The organism is Streptomyces sp. NPDC056452, assembly GCF_042796085.1.
Taxonomy (GTDB): Bacteria; Actinomycetota; Actinomycetes; order Streptomycetales; family Streptomycetaceae; genus Streptomyces.
In genome coordinates, this window is record NZ_JBHTRI010000019.1 from 60353 (window position 1) to 79406 (window position 19054).

Genomic DNA, 19054 nt, shown 5'->3' on the forward strand with positions numbered 1-19054 from the left:
CGATCCGATGGCCCTGCACGTACTCGTCCTCGGTGGCACGGCTGAGGCCCGCCTGCTCGCGGAGTCCCTGGTGGCCGCGGACGGACTGCCCGCCGGGGCCCGGGTGACCAGCTCGCTCGCGGGACGCGTCGGCCGCCCGAAACTGCCGCCCGGCGAGGTGCGCATCGGTGGATTCGGCGGAGCCGACGGCATGGCCGCATGGCTCCGGGCGCACCGAGTGGATGCGGTCATCGACGCCACCCATCCTTTCGCCGGGAAGATCAGTTTCAACGCGGCCGAGGCCGCCGCCGCAGTCCATGTTCCCCTGCTGGCGCTGCGCCGGCCCGGCTGGGTGCCCTCGGAGGGCGACCGGTGGCATGCGGCCGGCTCACTGGCGGAGGCGGCCGGCCTTCTCCCGGGACTCGGCAGGCGGGTCTTCCTCACGACGGGCCGGATGGGCCTCGCCGCCTTCGCCGCTCTGGATGACCTGTGGTTCCTCATGCGTTCGGTGGACGCTCCCGATGCGCCGCACCCGGCGCGGATGGAGACGCTGCTGGACCGGGGGCCGTTCACGCTGGAGGGGGAGCGGGAGCTGATCCGCCGCCATCGCATCGATGTCCTCGTCACGAAGGACAGCGGCGGCGAGGCGACCGCCCCCAAACTCACCGCCGCCCGCGAGGCGGGCATCCCGGTGGTCGTGGTCCGCCGCCCCCCGGTACCGGGGGGTGTGCCGGTGGCCGGGACCCCTGGGGAAGCCGTCGGCTGGCTGCGCGAGCTCGCGGGGCAGGCGCACCTGGAGACGGGGCAGGCGCTCCCGGGCAGCGTCTAGCCGGGCGATGGGCCGGGCTCAGACGCCCGTACGGCCGTCGATCCGTTCGCGTACGAGATCGGCGTGCCCGCAGTGGCGGGCGTACTCGCCGACCATGTGCGTGTAGATCCAGCGCAGGGTGACCTGCCCGCCCATGAAGGGGCTGGTGTCGTCGAGTGCGCGGGCGGCGCAGTTCTCCCGGGCCCGGTCGATCTCGGCCTGCCAGAGAGGCAGCGCCTGCTCGTACGTCGCTCCGTGGGCCAGGTCGAAACCGCCGTCGTGGGCTCCGGGGGTGAAGAGCGGCGGCACGTCCTCCTGGGCCAGGACCCGGCGGAACCAGTTCCGCTCGACCTCCGCGAGGTGCTGGACGAGCCCGAGCAGGGTGATCGGCGAGGGTGCCGCAGTCGCTTCGCGGAGCTGGTCCTCCGTCAGACCGTCGCACTTCCGGGCGAGTGTGGTGCGGTAGAAGTCGAGCCAGCTCTCCAGGGAGGCCCGCTCATCGGCGTCCAAAGGGGGCATGGGGCGTTCGGGAGCGCTCATGTCCGCCATCGTGGCACGGGGGTCCGACAGCGGACGGGCAGCGGCCCGGAGGCCGGCGGCCGTGATGACGGTGCGCTCGCCGCGGCCCCGGACCCCGCCGCCGCTTTCAGCCCTCCGGGTAGCGGCGCGGCGTCCAGACGATCTGCCGGCCGTCCCCCCTCCGCACCCACCGGGTCTGCGAGGACCCCACGATCAGGATCGTCCGCATGTCGACCTCGGCCGGATCGAGATCGGCGAGCCGCACCGTGCGCACACGCTCCGCAGGGCCGCCGACATCGCGCCCGAGCACTACGGGAGTGTCCGGGGAGCGGTGCTCCAGCAGCAGGTCGCGGGCCTTGCCGACCTGCCAGGTACGGCTGCGTGAACCGGGGTTGTACAGCGCCATCACCAGATCGGCCGTGGCCGCCGCGCGCAGCCGCTCGGCGATGACCTCCCAGGGCTTGAGCCGGTCCGAGAGCGAGATGGTGGCGTAGTCGTGGCCCAGCGGAGCACCCGCGCGGGCGGCGGCGGCGTTGGCCGCGGTCACGCCGGGCAGCACCCGTACCGCTATGTCCGTGTACGCGTCCTGCGACGCCACTTCCAGCACGGCCGTCGCCATGGCGAAGACCCCCGGGTCACCGCCCGACACGACGGCCACCCGCCGACCGCGCCGCGCCAGGTCCAGCGCGAACTCCGCGCGTTCCGACTCGACCTTGTTGTCGGAGCCGTGCCGCTGCTGCCCGGGACGTACGGGCACGCGGTCCAGGTACGTCGTGTAGCCGACGACGTCGTCGGCGGCGGCCAGCGCCCCGCGGGTCTCGGGCGTCAGCCACAGCGGGCCGGCCGGACCGGTGCCCACCACGACGACCTCGCCGGATCCGGCGGCGCGTTCGGGGCGGGGCGCGTCGATCCGGCTCGGCAGCACCGCGACCGCGAAGTACGGCACCGAGTCGGCGTCGGTGTCGGCCAGGTCGCCGGTGCGCTCCCCGGCCATGGTGGCGCGCTCGACGTACCGCGCCTCGGCGAGCCGCCCGGACGCCTCGAACGCCCGGCGCACGGCAGGAAACGTGCGGCCCAGTTTCATCACCACCGCCGAGTCGGTGGCCGCCAGACGTGCCGTCAGCTCCTCCTCCGGCAGCGTGCCCGGCAGGATCGTCAGCACCTCCTCGCCCTCGACGAGCGGGGTGCCCAGACGGGCGGCGGCGGCGCTGACCGAGGTGACACCCGGGATGACCTCGGTGGGGTAACGGTCCGCGAGCCGCTTGTGCATGTGCTGGTACGAGCCGTAGAACAGCGGGTCGCCCTCGGCGAGCACGGCGACGGTGCGCCCCGCGTCGAGATGTACCGCGAGGCGGGCCGCGGCCTCGGTGTAGAACTCGTCCAGCGCGCCGCGGTATCCGCCGGGATGGTCGGTGGTCTCCGTCGTGACGGGGTAGACCAGCGCCTCTTCGATGTGGTCGGCGCGGATGTGCTGCGCCGCGATGGAACGGGCGATGGACCGGCCGTGCCGGGCGGAGTGGTACGCCACGACATCGGCCTCACCGATGACCTGCACGGCGCGCACGGTCATCAGGGACGGGTCGCCGGGCCCGAGCCCGACTCCGTACAGCCGTCCGGTCTTCTTGTGCTCGCTCACGCTCACTCTTCCTCGCTGGCGATCGCGTTGATGGCCGCCGCCGCCATGGCGCTGCCGCCGCGCCGGCCGCGCACGATCAGGTGCTCGAGGCGGGACGGGTGGGCGGCCAGCGCGTCCTTGGACTCGGCGGCGCCGATGAAGCCGACCGGGACCCCGATGACGGCTGCGGGGCGCGGGGCGCCCTCCTCGATCATCTCCAGGAGCCGGAAGAGGGCGGTGGGGGCGTTGCCGACGGCGACGACAGCCCCTTCCATGCGGTCGCGCCACAGTTCCAGCGCGGCGGCGCTGCGGGTGGTGCCGAGCTTCGCGGCCAGTTCCGGAACGGCCGGGTCGGACAGGGTGCACAGCACGTCGTTGTCCGCCGGCAGCCGCTTGCGGGTGACCCCGCTGGCGACCATGGCCACGTCGCACAGGATGGGCGCACCGGACCGCAGCGCCGCGCGGGCGTCGGCCACGGCATCCGGCGAGAAGGCGAGGTCGCGTACGAGGTCGACCATGCCGCAGGCATGGATCATGCGGACGGCGACCTGGCTCACATCGGCGGGCAGCCCTGCCAGATCCGCCTCCGCGCGGATGGTGGCGAAGGACTGGCGGTAGATCGCCGGTCCGTCCTTCTCGTACTGGTGCACAGTGCTGTCGCTTTCTTCATCGGGTTGGTGGCCGGCGGCCAGACACAGGTGAACAGGTGATGCGCGGTCAGGTGCGAGAGCCTCGGGCCGCTGCCACCGCGGCGGCCAGCGCGCCAGGGTTGTCCCGGACCGTCGCCATGGCGTCCGACCGGTCCCCCGTCACATGGGAGATCCGGTGTCCGTCCGGGGTGGCGACCACGTCGATCCACTCCCCGTGCGGATGGCCGCACCGGCGTTCGCACCCGGACCAGTACACAGGCAGTCGTCCCGCGGGTCCGACGGCGGCCCCCGCTTCGGCCCGCACGTCGGCCAGCGACTTCGCGCAGCCGGGCCGTCCGATGCACGCTCCGACACCGGCCCACGGCGAGCCGGGCCCGGTGATCAGACCGGCCTCCGAGAGGGCGGCGAGCAGCTCGTCCGCGTGATCCGGTGCGACGCCGGTGACGACGACGCCGCGCCACGGGGTGAGCCGCAGGTCGCCGGCGCCGGCCAGGAGCCGCCACTGGTTCGGGTCCAGGCGCCCCAGCGGTACGCCGACGGACAGCGCGACATCGCGGCGGCCGCCGTGCACGGGGCCGAGAACAGGCGGGATGGATGCGTGAGGGCGGGGGTGGCGGTCCTCCGACACGGTGGTACCGGACTGCCGCAACCGCCGTACGACGTCGTCGGCCAGCGCGGCGGCGCCGCCCGGCAGGTCCTTCACCCGCCAGGCACCGGTGTCCGGGGCTGCGTCCAGAAACGCTTCGGCAGCGAGGAGTGCGGCGCGTGGCCCTTCGGAGGCCGGCATGCGCAGGACACCGTCGGTGTCCCCGATGCGCAGCATCGCGTCGCCGTCGTCACGGGCCAGGAGGGTGAGGTCGGCGCCGAGGGCGTCCACGTCACCGCGGCCGTCGTCGAGCGCGAACAGGAAGCGGCCGGAGAGCGCGGTCGCACGGTCGCTCCCGCACAGCAGACGGTCCAGTCCGGCCAGCCACGGTCCGACATCCGCGAACCCGAGGCCGTCGAGTCCGGCGAGGGGGGAAGCGACGATGTTGCGTATCCGCTCGTGGCGTTCGGAGGGCAGCAGCCCTGCCCTGCCCAGCAGTCCGGCCAACTCCGCACCGCAGTCCGGGGCGAGCCCGCGCAGCTGCACATTGCCGCGCGAGGTGAGATGCAACTCACCGTCTCCCAGCCGGGCCGCGGCCTCCCCGAGGGCGTTCGCCCGCGCAACGGTCAGCACTCCGCCGGGCAGCCGGACCCGCGCCAGCGCACCGTCGTCCGCCCGGTGCAGACGCAGTGTTCCGGGGCAGGCATCACCGCCCGGAGACCGGGGCGGGACGGCGGATGGGGGCATGGCGGCGAGCATACCGACCGTGACCGCGGCACAGTCCTACGGTGACTGTGACCTGCAGGACACCCATCGGGCCGGACCCGGAACCGCGACCGGTCCAGGGTCCGGGGCCGGGTCGCTGTCCGGGGCAGTGCCCCGGCCCCGTCCGCCGCAGGGCGAGAACCGGCCGTCGGGCGGCCGGGACAAGTCCCGTCCAGGGGCATCTCGTCACGCCCGGCCACCCGCCGCCTACTATGCCTAGCGGCGGTCCGTTCGGCCCGCCATCGCCAGACGGCGACATGGGAGGAAGCCCGGTGAGATTCCGGCGCGGTCCCGCCACTGTGAGCCCGGTCCACGACCGGGCGAGTCAGGAACTCCTGCCGTCCGACACCGCCCGGGGCGTGGACACCCCGAGGAAGGGCTGACGCCGCATGATCCTGCTCCTGTCGACGTCCGACACCGACCTGCTCAGCGCCCGCGCATCCGCGGGCCCGGTCAACTACCGCTACGCCAACCCCTCCCGGCTCTCCCTCGAGGAACTCCCGGAGCTGCTGGACGGCACGGACCTCGTCGTCGTACGCCTCCTCGGCGGCGTACGGGCCTGGCAGGACGGCCTCGACCAGGTGCTGGCGACCGGTCGCCCCGTCGTCGTGCTGACCGGTGAACAGGCCCCCGACGCCCAGCTGATGGCCGCGTCCACCGTCCCCATCGGCATCGCCGCCGAGGCGCACGCCTACCTCGCGCACGGCGGCCCCGCCAACCTGGAGCAACTGGCCCGCTTCCTGTCCGACACGGTGCTGCTCACCGGCCACGGTTTCGAGCCGCCCGCCCCCGCCCCCGCCTGGGGCCCGCTGGAGCGGACGGCCCGTGAGGGCGTCACCGGGCCCACCATCGCGGTGCTCTACTACCGCGCCCACCACATGAGCGGGAACACGGCGTTCATCGAAGCGCTCTGCACCGCCGTGGAGGACGCGGGCGCCCGCGCCCTCCCGCTGTACGTCGCCTCGCTCCGTACGCCCGAGCCCGAACTCATCGACGAACTCCGGGCCGCCGACGCCATCGTGACGACCGTCCTCGCGGCGGGCGGCACCAAGCCGGCGACCGCGTCCGCGGGCGGCGACGACGAGTCCTGGGACGCGGGCGCCCTCACCGGCCTCGACGTACCGGTGCTCCAGGCGCTGTGCCTCACCAGCCCCCGCGCCGCCTGGGAGGAGAACGACGAGGGCGTCTCCCCGTTGGACGCGGCCACCCAGATCGCGGTGCCGGAGTTCGACGGGCGCCTGATCACGGTGCCGTTCTCCTTCAAGGAGATCGACGAGGACGGCCTGCCGGCGTACGTCGCCGACGCCGAGCGTGCGGCACGCGTCGCCGGGATCGCCGTACGGCACGCCCGGCTCCGCCACATCCCGGCCGCCGACAAGCGGATCGCCCTCGTCCTGTCCGCGTACCCGACCAAGCACTCCCGCATCGGCAACGCCGTCGGCCTCGACACCCCCGCCAGCGCCGTCGCCCTGCTGCGCAGACTCCGCGCCGAGGGCTACGACTTCGGGCCCGAGGAAGAGATTCCCGGGCTGGTCTCCGGCGACGGCGACGAGCTGATCTACGCGCTGATCGAGGCCGGCGGCCACGACCAGGAGTGGCTCACCGAGGAGCAGCTGGCCCGCAACCCGGTCCGGATCCCCGCCGCCGACTACCGCCGCTGGTTCGCCACGCTGCCCGCCGATCTCCGCGAGGCCGTCGAGCGGCACTGGGGGCCGGCCCCGGGCGAGATGTTCCTCGACCGGTCCCGCAACCCCGAGGGCGACATCGTGCTCGCCGCCCTGCGCCGCGGCAATCTGCTGATCCTCATCCAGCCGCCGCGCGGTTTCGGTGAGAACCCGATCGCGATCTACCACGACCCCGATCTGCCGCCCTCGCACCACTACTTGGCCGCCTACCGCTGGATCGCCGCGTCCGCGGACGACAACGGTTTCGGCGCCGACGCGATGATCCACCTCGGCAAGCACGGCAACCTGGAGTGGCTGCCCGGCAAGAACGCTGGCCTGTCCGCCGCCTGCGGCCCCGACGCCGCGCTCGGCGATCTGCCGCTCGTCTACCCGTTCCTGGTGAACGACCCGGGCGAGGGCACCCAGGCCAAGCGCCGTGTGCACGCCACCCTGGTCGACCATCTCGTACCGCCGATGGCGCGCGCCGACAGCTACGGCGACATCGCCCGCCTCGAACAGCTCCTGGACGAGCACGCGCAGATCGCCGCGATGGACCCGGCGAAACTCCCGGCCGTCCGCGCCCAGATCTGGACGCTGATCCAGGCCGCGAAGCTCGACCACGACCTGGGGCTTCAGGACCGGCCCGAGGACGAGGGCTTCGACGAGTTCATCATGCATCTCGACGGCTGGCTCTGTGAGATCAAGGACGTCCAGATCCGCGACGGGCTGCACGTCCTGGGCGGCGCCCCGGCCGGCAAGGACCGCGTCAACCTCGTCCTCGCCGTCCTGCGCGCCCGCCAGATCTGGGGCGGTACGACCTCGCTGCCCGGTCTGCGCGAGGCGCTCGGCCTCGACGAGTCCGCGGCCACCCGCACGGCCGCCGACGAGATCGAGGAGCAGGCCCGCACCCTCGTCCAGGCGATGGAGGACGCGGACTGGGATCCGGCCGCCGTCGCCGGCGTGGCCGCCGGACAGCCGCCCGCCGTCGCCGACATCCTCGACTTCGCCGCCAAGGAGGTCGTGCCCCGCCTCGCCGCCACGACCGACGAGCTCGACCACACCGTCCACGCGCTGAACGGCGGCTTCGTCCCGGCGGGCCCGTCCGGTTCCCCGCTCCGCGGTCTGGTGAACGTCCTGCCGACCGGCCGGAACTTCTACTCCGTCGACCCGAAGGCCGTCCCGTCCCGTCTCGCCTGGGAGACCGGCCAGGCCCTCGCGGACTCGCTCCTGGAGCGCTACCGCGCCGACAACGGCGACTGGCCCACCTCCGTCGGCCTGTCCCTGTGGGGCACGAGCGCGATGCGCACCGCGGGCGACGACATTGCCGAGGCCTTCGCCCTGCTCGGCGTCCGCCCCGTCTGGGACGACGCCTCGCGCCGCGTCACGGGCCTGGAGCCGATCCCGTACGAGGAGCTGGGCCGCCCCCGTATCGACGTCACGCTGCGCATCTCGGGCTTCTTCCGCGACGCCTTCCCGCACACCATCGGCCTGCTGGACGACGCGGTACGCCTGGCGGCCTCCCTCGACGAGCCCGCCGAGCGGAACTTCGTACGGGCCCACACCCAGGCCGACCTGGCCGAACACGGCGACGAGCGGCGTGCCACCACCCGCATCTTCGGCTCCCGGCCGGGGACGTACGGTGCCGGGCTGCTCCAGCTCATCGACTCCCGCGACTGGCGCACCGACGCCGACCTCGCCGAGGTCTACACCGTGTGGGGCGGCTACGCCTACGGCCGTGAGCTCGACGGGCGCCCGGCCCGGGACGAGATGGAGACCGCGTACAAGCGCATCGCGGTCGCGGCGAAGAACACCGACACCCGTGAGCACGACATCGCGGACTCGGACGACTACTTCCAGTACCACGGCGGCATGGTCGCGACCGTACGCGCGCTGAAGGGCACCGCCCCCGAGGCGTACATCGGCGACTCGACCCGCCCCGAGACGGTCCGCACGCGCACCCTGGTCGAGGAGACGTCCCGGGTCTTCCGCGCCCGGGTGGTCAACCCGAAGTGGATCGAGGCGATGCGCCGCCACGGCTACAAGGGCGCCTTCGAGCTGGCCGCCACAGTCGACTACCTGTTCGGATACGACGCGACGACGGGCGTGGTCGCGGACTGGATGTACGACAAGCTCACCGAGACGTACGTCCTGGATCCGACGAACCGCGAGTTCCTCCAGCAGGCCAATCCCTGGGCCCTCCACGGCATCGCGGAACGCCTCCTGGAGGCCGAGTCCCGGGGCATGTGGGCCAAGCCGGACCCGGCCGTGCTCGAGGCGCTGCGCCAGGTCTTCCTGGAGACGGAAGGCAACCTGGAGGGCGAGGACTGAGGCGCGCCTCCCAAGCGCTCCGGCCAGGGCGGATCCGGGACATATTGCCGCTCGGCGGTACCGGGTCCAAGCTGGTGGAATGGGTGATCAGGTAGGCCCCACGGCAGTCGCGGCTGTCCAGCAGGCTCTCCGCCTGCTGGAAGCGGCGGGAGCGCACGAAGGCGGCGTTCCCGCGGAGCAGCTGGCGAGGGAGGCCGGGCTGCCGTTGGCCACCGCGCACGAGCTGCTTCCGGCGCTCACCCATGACGGCTTCCTGAAGAAGCTGGACGACGGCGGGTTCGTCATGGGCGACGAGCTGTACGAGGCCGAGACGGGAAGCCTCGCGGAGGGGCTGCTCACACGTGTCCGGCCCACACTCGCCTCGCTGCGGGACGAGGTGTCGGCCGCCGCCTACCTGACCTTCTACGAGGACGGCGAGATCCGTGTCGCGGAGATCGTCGACGGCCCGCAGGCGCCGAGAGTCGACCTCTGGGTGGGATTCAAGGACGCCGGACACGCCACGGCACTGGGCAAGTGCGTCCTGCGTGAGCTGGACGACGAGGCGCGCGGCGACTACCTCTCCCGACACGACCTTGCCGATCTCACACCCCGCACGATCACGCGTCGGGAGGATCTCGTGCGGGAGCTCGAATCCTCGCTGCCTGCCCCCGTCGTCATGGACCGCGAGGAGTACTCCCTCGGCACGCTCTGCATCGCGGTGCCCGTGTACAGCGGGGACAAGCTCGGCTCGCTCGGCATCTCCTTCCGGTCGGACCGGATGTACCGGACCAGCCAGGTGCGGGAGAGGCTGCTCGCATCGGCGGAGCGGGTGACCAGGGGGCTGTCCCTCACCCTCTGAGCCGGACGGCCGGAGGGCCGGACGGCCTGCGCCTCGAGCAGGGCCGCTCGGAGGAGACCTCGACGAAGGCCGGCTCACTCCCGCCAAAAGTTTTCGATACGACTGTTGCGTAATTGTCGGCGCGCCCTCTACTGTCTTAACGAAACGACCGTAGCGAAAAGGGGGGCGTGGCCTCATGGATCCGAAAGCCCGGCGTGGCAGGCCGCGCAGCGGGGAAGCGGATGCCCGCATCATCGACGCGGCGCTGGAACTGCTGCTGGAGCGGGGTTACGACCGCTTCTCGGTCGACGAGGTGGCCGCGAAGGCCGAAGTCGCCAAGACCACGCTGTACCGCAGGTGGTCCACCAAGGACCACCTCATCGTCGCCGTGGTCGCGCGGATGCAGGACGAGGTGCCGGTGGAGTACAGCGGTGACGTACGCGCAGACCTCACCCGCTACCTCAACGCGATCGCGGCAGGTCTCCACCGGATGGGGCAGGCCGGCCGGCCGACGGCGTCGGGGGACACGTCCGCCGGCCTGGTCGCGGAAGTCGCCGCCGCCGCAGCGCGTCATGCGGACATCGGGGCGGCCGTCCACGCCATGTTCGTCCGCCGCAACGCCCTGGTGCTGAGGCTGCTCGAACAGGCGCGTGAGCACGGCGAGATCGGCCCCGGCGTCGAACCGGAGGTCCTCTTCGACCAGCTCGCCGGCGCGATCTACTACCGGCTGCTCATCACCGGCCGGCCCATCGACGCGGCGTACGTCGACCGCCTGGTCGCCGGCGCGCTCGGCGGTTCGGCCGCCTGACAGGTCGCCGGCCGACGACCTCGTCTTCTCCGCCACTCCTGCGAAAGAGGCTCGACGATGACCAGTACGTCAAGGTCCGCACGAATCGATGACGATGCCGCCACGACACCCCCGAGGCGGCGGCGCCGACTGCCCGCAGTCCTGGGGGCCTTAGCCGCTCTCCTCGCCGGATACTCGGTGTGGGCCAACGTCCATCCGGTGCGGCTGGAGGCCTCGACAGAGATCGAGGCGACACCCGAGGAGGTCTGGCGGGTACTGACCGACGTCTCCGCCTATGCGCAGTGGAACCCGTTCATGACGTCGGCGGAGGTGACATCACCCGGTGGCCGCCTCGAAGAAGGCGCACGCATGCGCATCGTCATGCACGACGACACCGGCGACTCCACCTTCACCCCGGAGATCCTGACCGTCACCCCGGACGAGGAGCTGCGCTGGCTCGGGAAGATGGGGCCGGGCTGGATAGCGGACGGTGAACACCGTTTCACCATCGAGGAGCTGGGATCCGGCCGCGTACGCCTGACGCAGAGCGAACGCTTTACGGGCATCGCCGTCCCCTTCTTCGAAGGCCGGCTGAAGTCCGACACGCTCCCGCAGTTCCGCGCGATGAACGAGCACCTCGCACAGAGGGCCGAGGCTCTCGGCCGATGACTCGCGTGGCCAAGGGATCCGAAGAGTCTCCATGAGACGTCGAAGATCGGAGAAATATCGACAGCGATACTCTCTCTGCCGCTACCATCTTGCCGCGCACTCGGGGCGTGCTCCCCGTTCGGATGGCACAAAAGGGCGGCGTGTGAAGCGGGCTCCATGCGACGGCGACGCCGTCCTTGCGGAACGTCGAAGGCCCCCGCGGCAAGGCTGCGGGGGCCTTCGACGTATTGCCCGGCGAGGTCAGGGCCCGACGACGTTGATCGTATGGTTGATCGAGGTCGCCGGCACGGTTATCTTTCGCATGCCGAGCAGCCGGGAGTCGCTGCTCCCCGTATTCCAGCACCAGTCGAATGCCGGGTCCGGAATGGGGGTGGAGAATTCACCACCCCAGCTCAGACTTCTGTCCTGATTCTCCGCGAAAAAGAAGTACTTCGCCCCGTTGACCGGGCCGGAACGCACCTTCAAATCTGTGTGCGGAGTGACCATGAACCATCCGGTTTTCGACCACGGGTCACCCTTCGACGCGCAGTCGCTGTTCGAATAGGCGTAAGCGAACCAAACAGTCTTCGACGTGCTGTTCTGGAAGTAGAGTCCCACGGTCATCCCTCCTGCGGCGTGGGGTCGTCACCGCGGCCGTCGTCGCCGCCGTAGTCGCTCTCCACGCCGGATCGGTGGTCCTCACCGCTGGAGACCTCCGTCGTCCGATCCATCGGAATCGCCTCGCCCGTCCGGTCCGGACCGCGTGATCGCCGGTGTTCGGCAGCCTCGTCCGCCGTCCAGGCCCGCGACAATTTCTCTGCCATGCGCCACACCCTCCTCGGTCGAGCTGCCTCGGATCGGGCGTGTTGCCGGTTGCTCCCGTTTCACCAGGACCTAAGCGCCCGCCGGGATCGCCGCTTTACCAGCGTTTGTGAGTGCATCTCCCCCAAATTCAAACTAGCTTCAACGCATCCGCGTCGCATCTGGGCGAATGATCAGGGGAGATCCGGCCACGAGTGCAGGACACCAAGTCGCCAATCCCGAGAAGTGCGAGCGAGGCCTCGGAGTGAGCCGCGCGGTGCTCGTGCAGGCCGGACCGGGGGAACGCCATGAGCAAAGTCAGTGAAGGGGAGGTGATCAAGAGAGTTCGCGCATTGGAGAATCAGCGAAACGGCGGCAAGGTGCGTAAACGGGGAAGGACTTGGACCGTGAAGGCCTGGCTGCCGTACTGGGTGGAGGAGATTGCCGAGCCGTCGGTGCGAGGGAACACGTACGCCGGCTACGAGGTGGCCGTGCGGTGCACCTCGTGCCTGGCGCAGGGGCTCATCGACCGGACAAGTTGGAGCCCGAACACCTGGAGCGCGGACACGCGAGCGGGTGATCGCGGGGGAGGGACTGGCGCGAGTCGGGATTCGTCTTCGCCTCTCCGGTGGGCGAGCCCTTGGTGCCGAGCACGGATGACGACACGTGGAAGCGGCTCCTCGCCGATGCGAACATCCGGGGCGGGCGCCTGCGCGATGCCCGGCGCACCGCGGCAACGGTGCTGCTCATCCCCGGTGTCCCCGAACGGGTCGTGATGCAGATCATGGGCAGGTCGTTCACAGCGATGGCTGCCCGCTACCGGTCTGGGCGCGGAAGAACGCCGAAGGGCCCCACCGCAAGCGGTGGGGCCCTTCGACGTATTGCCCGGTGAGAGCAATGGCGGAGGATACGAGATTCGAACTCGTGAGGGGTTGCCCCCAACACGCTTTCCAAGCGTGCGCCCTAGGCCACTAGGCGAATCCTCCGCCGCAAACAATACAAGACGTTGGGGAGTGCTCGCGAACACGTTCCCCCGGAGATCGTTCCGAGCGGTCCGGGAGCGGACCCGGGGGGCCGGGTGGGTGGACTTCGGGGGGCGGGGATCGGTTAAGGTGGGCGTCAGCCCCTCACGTGGCGCTATCTGACTGAACTCCCCCAGGGCCGGAAGGCAGCAAGGGTAGGTTGGCTCTGGCGGGTGCGTGGGGGGCCCTTGCGTGCCCGGGGGTGTGGTGTCCCGCCGATGGTGTGCCCGGAGCGGGGCCGGTTGTCGGTCCGCCCCGATAACCTCGTATGTGTGTCGTCCCTTGCGCTCTACCGCCGCTATCGCCCCGAGTCCTTCGCCGAGGTCATCGGTCAGGAGCATGTCACTGACCCCTTGCAGCAGGCCCTGCGGAACAACCGGGTCAATCACGCGTACCTGTTCAGCGGGCCGCGCGGATGTGGAAAGACGACCAGCGCGCGCATCCTCGCCCGCTGTCTGAACTGCGAAAAGGGGCCGACGCCGACACCGTGCGGGGAGTGCCAGTCCTGCCAGGACCTCGCGCGCAACGGACCGGGTTCGATCGACGTCATCGAGATCGACGCCGCGTCCCACGGTGGTGTGGACGACGCCCGTGACCTGCGGGAAAAGGCATTCTTCGGGCCTGCGTCGAGCCGGTACAAGATCTACATCATCGACGAGGCGCACATGGTCACGCCGGCAGGGTTCAACGCCCTGCTGAAGGTGGTCGAGGAGCCTCCGGAGCACCTCAAGTTCATCTTTGCGACCACGGAGCCCGAGAAGGTCATCGGCACCATCCGGTCGCGTACGCACCACTACCCGTTCCGGCTGGTTCCGCCCGGGACGCTGCGCGGCTATCTCGCCGAGGTATGCGGCAAGGAGAACAGCTTCGTCGAGGACGGTGTGCTGCCCCTCGTCGTGCGCGCGGGTGCGGGATCCGTGCGTGACTCGATGTCGGTCATGGACCAGCTGCTGGCCGGCGCGGGCGATGACGGTGTGACATACGCCATGGCGACGTCGCTGCTCGGCTACACGGACGGGTCCCTCCTGGACTCCATCGTGGACGCTTTCGCCGCGGGCGACGGGGCGGCGGCCTTCGAGGTCGTGGACCGGGTGATCGAGGGCGGCAACGACCCACGGCGCTTCGTCGCGGATCTGCTGGAGCGGCTGCGCGACCTGGTGATCCTGGCCGCCGTGCCGGACGCGGGAGACAAGGGGCTCATCGACGCGCCTGCCGACGTGGTCGAGCGGATGCAGGCCCAGGCGTCCGTCTTCGGTGCCGCGGAGCTGAGCCGCGCCGCCGATCTGGTCAACGAGGGGCTCACGGAGATGCGCGGGGCGACCTCTCCGCGGCTTCAGGTGGAGCTGATCTGCGCCCGGGTGCTGCTGCCCGCGGCCTTCGACGACGAGCGTTCGCTCCAGGCCCGGCTGGACCGGCTGGAGCGCGGCGTGTCCTTCGCGACGCCCGGCGCGGGCCCCGCCATGGGGTACGTCCCGGGGCCGGAGGCCCACGCGCCGGCCGGTGCCGGACTGCCCGGCGGCGGCCCCGCCGCAGCTCGTGCGGCGGTACGTGGCGAGGCACCCGACGGCGGCCCCGCAGCCGCGCCCTTCGCAGCACCCGCCGCAGCCCCTGCCACCGCCCCCGTCGTGCCGGAGGCTCCGGCTGTCGCGCCGCCGGTCCACCAGGCACCCGCGGAAGCACCACCGGCAGAAGCGCCGGCCGCCGGTCAGCGGCCCGGGGCGTGGCCCGCCGCCGCAGGTGCCGGAACGGCCGGAGGCGCCGCAGCGGAGCCGGCGCGTCGTCCCGGGGGCTGGCCGACCGCCTCCGCACCGGGTCAGACACCGCCTCCGCAGACGGCCCCCCCGGCTACCGCCCCCGCCCCGGCCGTCTCCGCCGCTCCGGCCGCAGCGCCCGCGCCGGGCGGACAGGACATGGCGCAGGGCGTCGGCCAGGTACGGAACATGTGGCCGGACATCCTGGAGGCCGTGAAGAACCGCCGCCGGTTCACCTGGATCCTGCTCAGCCAGAACGCCCAGGTCACCGGTTTCGACGGCACCACGCTGCAGATCGGCTTCCTCAGCGCGGGGGCCCGGGACAACTTCGCGAGCAGCGGCAGCGAAGAGGTGCTGAAGCAGGCTCTTGCCGAGAGGTTCAACGCCCAGTGGCGGGTCGAGGCCGTCGTCGACCCCTCGGGCGGCGGAGGCATGCCCCCACAGACCGGTGGCGGCGGTGGCCGCCCTCCGGCCGCTCCCTATCAGCCCCCGGCCGCCCCGCAGCCGCAGTCGTACGAGTCCCGCCCGGCCCCCGCACAGCAGCCCCAGGCGCCGGCCCAGCAGCCCCCGTCCCAGCACTCACAGCAGTCCGGGCACTCAGGGCAGTCGGGGCAGTCCGACCAGGGGTACTCCAGGGCCGCTCCCGAGCCGTCGCGTTCGGTCGCACCCGAGGACGACACCGCGGAGGCCGACGATCCGGATCTGGTCGACTCCGCGCTCTCCGGGCACGATCTGATCGTCCGCGAGTTGGGAGCGACGGTCGTCGAGGAGTTCAACAACGAGTAGGGGGCCCGCTCCGCGGACCGTGTCCACGGAGCGGCGCCCGTCATGGCGCCCGGCCCCCGGCGGTTAGGCTGCACCCGTGAAGGTCCTCGTCATCGGCGGCGGCGCCCGCGAACACGCCCTGTGCCGCTCTCTCTCCCTCGACCCCGATGTCACCGCTCTGTACTGCGCCCCCGGCAACGCCGGAATCGCAGAGGTGGCCGAACTGCACCCGGTCGACGCACTCGACGGCGAAGCCGTCGCGCGCCTCGCCACCGAGCTGGGCGCCGAGCTGGTGGTCGTCGGCCCGGAGGCACCGCTTGTCGCCGGGGTCGCCGACGCCGTGCGCGCGGCCGGCATCCCCTGCTTCGGCCCCTCGCGCGAGGCGGCCCAGCTGGAGGGCTCCAAGGCGTTCGCCAAGGACGTCATGGCCGGTGCCAACGTCCCGACCGCCCGCAGCTACGTCTGCACGACGGCTGCCGAGATCGACGAGGCCCTCGACGCCTTCGGAGCCCCGTACGTCGTCAAGGACGACGGTCTCGCGGCCGGTAAGGGCGTCGTCGTCACCGACGACGTCGAGGAGGCACGCGCCCACGCGCTCGCCTGCGACCGTGTGGTCATCGAGGAGTTCCTCGACGGCCCCGAGGTGAGCCTCTTCGCGATCACCGACGGCACCACGGTGCTGCCGCTGCAGCCGGCCCAGGACTTCAAGCGCGCCCTGGACGGCGACGAAGGCCCGAACACGGGCGGCATGGGCGCGTACTCCCCGCTTCCGTGGGCCGACCCGAAGCTGGTCGACGAGGTCATGGAGACCGTCCTCCAGCCGACCGTCGACGAGCTCCGCCGCCGCGGTACGCCCTTCTCGGGGCTGCTGTACGCAGGCCTCGCGATCACCTCGCGCGGGGTACGGGTCATCGAGTTCAACGCCCGTTTCGGCGACCCCGAGACCCAGGTCGTCCTGGCCCGGCTGAAGACCCCGCTGGCCGGTGTCCTGCTCGGTTCCGCGAACGGCACCCTGGACCTCGTCCCCCCGCTGAACTGGCGCGACGACGCTGCCGTCACCGTGGTCATCGCCTCGCACAACTACCCGGGCACACCCCGCACGGGTGACCCGATCGAGGGTCTCGCGGATGTGGCGGCGAAGGATGCCCCGCACGCGTTCGTCCTGCACGCCGGTACCCGGCAGGACGGCGACGCGGTCGTCAGCGCCGGGGGGCGCGTGCTCTCCGTCACGGCGACCGGAGCGGACCTCTCGACCGCCCGTGAGCGTGCCTACAAGGCCCTCGGCCGGATCCGCCTCGACGGCTCCCAGCACCGTACGGACATCGCCCGCAAGGCTGCCGAGGAGGCCTGAGGCCCGAGGCCCGACGGCCCCGGCCGTCTCAGCCCGGTCCCGGTCCCCGGTCCGTTCTTGCGCACACCCGTGCCCGGCCACTTCCCGGAGTGGCCGGGCACGAGTGTGTGCGGGCACCGGTGTGTGCGGGTACGGGTGTGTACGGGCGGGTAATGGCTCCTCCGGGAAGCACCGGCACGGGGCCCGGCAGAGCGTCACCCGTAACAGCGGACCCTTGTGCACCGGCGCGTCAGCAGCTTTGCCCAAAGCCATTCCATCGGGTGACGACTGGGCCATCCGGATGACGTCCGCCGAGGCCCCAACTAGGGTGCGGCGCAAGCGTTCCGGCACTTGGCCCACCGGCATTGCGATGTCGGTGGTGGGTGCCACAGTGGGGGAGTGACCAACACCGTCGCGGGGGCAGAGGGGGTGACGTCAGGCCGTGTCCGGTACCGGTTCGGTTGAGGAGCTGGGGGCGCTATCAGCGCGTGCCCGTGCCCTGGCACTGCTGCGTATCCGCAGCAGAGCCGTGGCTGTGGCGATCCTGCCCGCGGCTGCGGCCGTCGTGCTGCTCGTCGCGGGCGCACAGGGCCACATCGGCGGCGGTGCGTGGGACGCGGTCCGCTGGGGGGTGACGGCCTGCGCCGTCGTCGTGCTGCTGCTCGCCGTCGCGGTGGCCGCCGCGGTGGCGCGGGCGCGGCCCGCGGTCAGTCCGACCGTGCCGCTCACCGAGGAGGCGGCCCCCGATCTCTACCGGCTGGTCCGCGATCTGGCCGACCGGCTCGACGTCCCGGCGCCCTCCGCCATAGCTCTGACGCCGGACTGCGACAGCTGGCTCGAGGACCGTACGCACCCCGCCGCCCAGCAGAGGGCGACGGACCTGGCCAAGGGGCTGTCGGGCGACCGGCGCGGCCGACGGGTGCCCGCCGCGCCCGTGCTGGTGATCGGCTCGCCCTTCCTTTGGTGGATGCGGGTCGCCGAGCTGCGGGCGGTGCTGGCTCCGGTCGTCGCGGGGACCGGTCCGTCCGCGCACCCGGACATAGCCGCGGCCCGCCGTTTCGTACGGGGACTCGATGCCGCGGTCGCCGATGCCTCCGTACCCGGCCAGGGGGCCGTGCGCAGGGTGCCGGCCGCGTTCGTCGGCTGGATCGCCAGGATGCTGCTGCGCGGTTGTCGCGGTCATGCCGCCGAGATGGAACGCTGCGTCGCCGCCGCCGCCTCGGTGCGCGCCCAGGGGGTGGACTACGGACTGCGGATCGTCGCCCAGGAGCAGGTCGGCCTCGCCTACGCGGGCTGGGACCGGTTGCTGACCCGGGTCGCGCTGCCCGCCTGGCGGATGGGCCGCTGGCCCTCCCGGCTCGACGCCGGTGTCGTTTCCGCGCTCACCGAGCTCTCCCGGCGCGACCGGCTGGCGGAGGGCTTCACCTCCCGGCTCGGGGAGCGCCCTGCCTGCGATCTTCTGGAGGAGCCGGGCGTGGCCGACGAAGCGGCTTCGCTGCTGGCCGCGCGGCTCTTCCACGGTGGCCCCGCGGAGAGCGGCCCCGACTGGTCCCCGGTCGACTGGCAGCAGTATCCGGAAGAGGTCGTCGACAGGAAGTGGCGTACGGAGGCGGCCCGGCTCCACCGTGTGCTCGACTCCTTGGGAGTGTCCGCGGGCGTGCACCGCGCCCCGGCCGCCGAGCCCGCCGGCACCGCGGTGCCGACGCTGGCCCGTGTCATCGACCACCTGGCGGCACCCGGCGGAAACGCCGAGGAGCTCGCCGCCGGGATCGGTGCCGCCGTGGCCCGCGACGAGGCGGGGGCGGCACCACCGCCCCGGGGCGGCGGTCCGGCGGACGGTGCGCAGGCCGGAGCGGACCCGGACCCCCTCGACCTCTGGGGCCCCGTGCCGCTCCCGCTGTTCCCCCTCCAGCCACCGCGCACGGGTGCGGAGCTGCTGGCCGATCACGTCGTGGCGATGGTCTGCTGCGCGGCCGTGGACACGGCGGGGGCGGCGCCCGGCCTCGACTGGCTCGACGGGCCTGCGCTGCTGGTCGACGGCGGACGCAGGTCGGACCTGGGAGCTCCCGTTCTCAGCCTCGTCGAGGACGGCGACGCGGAGCCTCTGCGTTCCTGGCTCTCCGGCGTGGGCGTCCGCACCGACAAGCCCGTACGGCTGGTGTGAACGGCTGCCCCGAGCGGTACCCGCGCCGCCTGTATACGCCTCGGTCTCCCAGTAC

At 72.1% G+C, this 19054-nt stretch carries 15 protein-coding genes, 1 tRNA gene, 1 other RNA gene and 1 riboswitch; of the genes, 10 read left to right on the forward strand and 7 right to left on the reverse strand.

Annotated elements, in window-relative coordinates; genetic code table 11:
* The first annotated feature begins 7 nt into the window (after positions 1–7).
* Entirely contained in the window at positions 8–808 is an 801-nt protein-coding gene (locus ACFQ6X_RS19770; protein WP_383183109.1) for a cobalt-precorrin-6A reductase, read from the forward strand.
* An 18-nt stretch (positions 809–826) separates the two neighbouring features.
* On the opposite strand, the gene ACFQ6X_RS19775 is transcribed toward ACFQ6X_RS19770, so the two are convergent.
* The 4 genes from ACFQ6X_RS19775 to cobG all read right to left on the reverse strand — a co-directional run bounded on the left by ACFQ6X_RS19775 (position 827) and on the right by cobG (position 4916).
* The gene (locus tag ACFQ6X_RS19775) at positions 827–1327 is read right to left on the reverse strand and encodes a DinB family protein (RefSeq protein WP_383183111.1); all 501 of its coding nucleotides are present in this window, start codon (positions 1325–1327) and stop codon (positions 827–829) included.
* A gap of 106 nt (positions 1328–1433) precedes the next feature.
* Entirely contained in the window at positions 1434–2948 is a 1515-nt protein-coding gene (locus ACFQ6X_RS19780) for a precorrin-2 C(20)-methyltransferase (protein WP_383183113.1), read from the reverse strand.
* Positions 2945–3571: a precorrin-8X methylmutase gene (locus ACFQ6X_RS19785; protein WP_383183115.1), complete on the reverse strand. Its 627-nt coding sequence runs from the start codon at positions 3569–3571 to the stop codon at positions 2945–2947. Before ACFQ6X_RS19785 ends, ACFQ6X_RS19780 begins: the two co-directional genes overlap by 4 nt.
* A 67-nt stretch (positions 3572–3638) precedes the next feature.
* Positions 3639–4916 (reverse strand): precorrin-3B synthase, encoded by a 1278-nt coding sequence (gene cobG, locus ACFQ6X_RS19790; protein ID WP_383183117.1) that lies wholly within the window; start codon positions 4914–4916, stop codon positions 3639–3641.
* 212 nt (positions 4917–5128) lie between these two features.
* Positions 5129–5280: riboswitch (cobalamin riboswitch) on the forward strand.
* A 31-nt stretch (positions 5281–5311) separates the two neighbouring features.
* Here cobG and cobN point away from each other — a divergent pair.
* From cobN to ACFQ6X_RS19810, 4 genes are all read left to right on the forward strand, one after another.
* Positions 5312–8914, forward strand: coding sequence for a cobaltochelatase subunit CobN (gene cobN, locus ACFQ6X_RS19795; protein WP_383183118.1), 3603 nt, complete (start codon positions 5312–5314; stop codon positions 8912–8914).
* 79 nt (positions 8915–8993) lie between these two features.
* Positions 8994–9752: an IclR family transcriptional regulator gene (locus ACFQ6X_RS19800; RefSeq protein WP_383183120.1), complete on the forward strand. Its 759-nt coding sequence runs from the start codon at positions 8994–8996 to the stop codon at positions 9750–9752.
* Between the two features lie 175 nt (positions 9753–9927).
* Positions 9928–10539 carry a TetR/AcrR family transcriptional regulator gene (locus ACFQ6X_RS19805; RefSeq protein ID WP_383183122.1) on the forward strand — a complete coding sequence of 204 codons (612 nt, stop codon included), beginning with the start codon at positions 9928–9930 and terminating at the stop codon, positions 10537–10539.
* 57 nt (positions 10540–10596) lie between these two features.
* Positions 10597–11187, forward strand: coding sequence for an SRPBCC family protein (locus tag ACFQ6X_RS19810; RefSeq protein WP_383183124.1), 591 nt, complete (start codon positions 10597–10599; stop codon positions 11185–11187).
* Between the two features lie 240 nt (positions 11188–11427).
* On the opposite strand, the gene ACFQ6X_RS19815 is transcribed toward ACFQ6X_RS19810, so the two are convergent.
* Together ACFQ6X_RS19815 and ACFQ6X_RS19820 are read right to left on the reverse strand one after the other, a co-directional pair.
* Entirely contained in the window at positions 11428–11784 is a 357-nt protein-coding gene (locus ACFQ6X_RS19815) for a DUF1036 domain-containing protein (protein WP_383183126.1), read from the reverse strand.
* A gap of 2 nt (positions 11785–11786) precedes the next feature.
* Entirely contained in the window at positions 11787–11990 is a 204-nt protein-coding gene (locus tag ACFQ6X_RS19820; protein ID WP_383183128.1) for a hypothetical protein, read from the reverse strand.
* Positions 11991–12610: 620 nt separating this feature from the next.
* On the opposite strand from ACFQ6X_RS19820, the gene ACFQ6X_RS19825 reads away from it, so the two are divergent.
* Complete coding sequence (locus tag ACFQ6X_RS19825; protein ID WP_383183130.1) at positions 12611–12859, forward strand: hypothetical protein; 249 nt, start codon at positions 12611–12613, stop codon at positions 12857–12859.
* A gap of 6 nt (positions 12860–12865) precedes the next feature.
* On the opposite strand, the gene ACFQ6X_RS19830 is transcribed toward ACFQ6X_RS19825, so the two are convergent.
* Positions 12866–12953: transfer RNA gene (locus tag ACFQ6X_RS19830), tRNA-Ser, on the reverse strand.
* 132 nt (positions 12954–13085) lie between these two features.
* Between ACFQ6X_RS19830 and ffs the strand changes: the two genes are divergently transcribed.
* From ffs to ACFQ6X_RS19850, 4 genes are all read left to right on the forward strand, one after another.
* Positions 13086–13182, forward strand: an RNA gene (gene ffs / locus ACFQ6X_RS19835) — signal recognition particle sRNA small type.
* Positions 13183–13261: 79 nt separating this feature from the next.
* Complete coding sequence (locus ACFQ6X_RS19840; protein WP_383183132.1) at positions 13262–15526, forward strand: DNA polymerase III subunit gamma and tau; 2265 nt, start codon at positions 13262–13264, stop codon at positions 15524–15526.
* 76 nt (positions 15527–15602) lie between these two features.
* On the forward strand, positions 15603–16856 hold the full coding sequence (gene purD / locus ACFQ6X_RS19845) for a phosphoribosylamine--glycine ligase (RefSeq protein ID WP_383183134.1): 1254 nt from the start codon (positions 15603–15605) through the stop codon (positions 16854–16856).
* A gap of 421 nt (positions 16857–17277) precedes the next feature.
* A complete protein-coding gene (locus ACFQ6X_RS19850; RefSeq protein ID WP_383183136.1) occupies positions 17278–18999 on the forward strand; it encodes a hypothetical protein in 1722 nt (573 codons plus the stop codon).
* Positions 19000–19054 lie beyond the last annotated feature (55 nt).

Bases quoted from the DNA above. Each gene is read 5' to 3' on its own strand.
- cobN (WP_383183118.1), top strand. From the start codon at position 5,312: ATGATCCTGCTCCTGTCGACGTCCGACACCGACCTGCTCAGCGCCCGC.
- ACFQ6X_RS19800 (WP_383183120.1), top strand. From the start codon at position 8,994: ATGGGTGATCAGGTAGGCCCCACGGCAGTCGCGGCTGTCCAGCAGGCT.
- cobG (WP_383183117.1), bottom strand. From the start codon at position 4,916: ATGCTCGCCGCCATGCCCCCATCCGCCGTCCCGCCCCGGTCTCCGGGC.
- ACFQ6X_RS19820 (WP_383183128.1), bottom strand. From the start codon at position 11,990: ATGGCAGAGAAATTGTCGCGGGCCTGGACGGCGGACGAGGCTGCCGAA.
- ACFQ6X_RS19805 (WP_383183122.1), top strand. From the start codon at position 9,928: ATGGATCCGAAAGCCCGGCGTGGCAGGCCGCGCAGCGGGGAAGCGGAT.
- ACFQ6X_RS19775 (WP_383183111.1), bottom strand. From the start codon at position 1,327: ATGAGCGCTCCCGAACGCCCCATGCCCCCTTTGGACGCCGATGAGCGG.
- ACFQ6X_RS19770 (WP_383183109.1), top strand. From the start codon at position 8: ATGGCCCTGCACGTACTCGTCCTCGGTGGCACGGCTGAGGCCCGCCTG.
- ACFQ6X_RS19810 (WP_383183124.1), top strand. From the start codon at position 10,597: ATGACCAGTACGTCAAGGTCCGCACGAATCGATGACGATGCCGCCACG.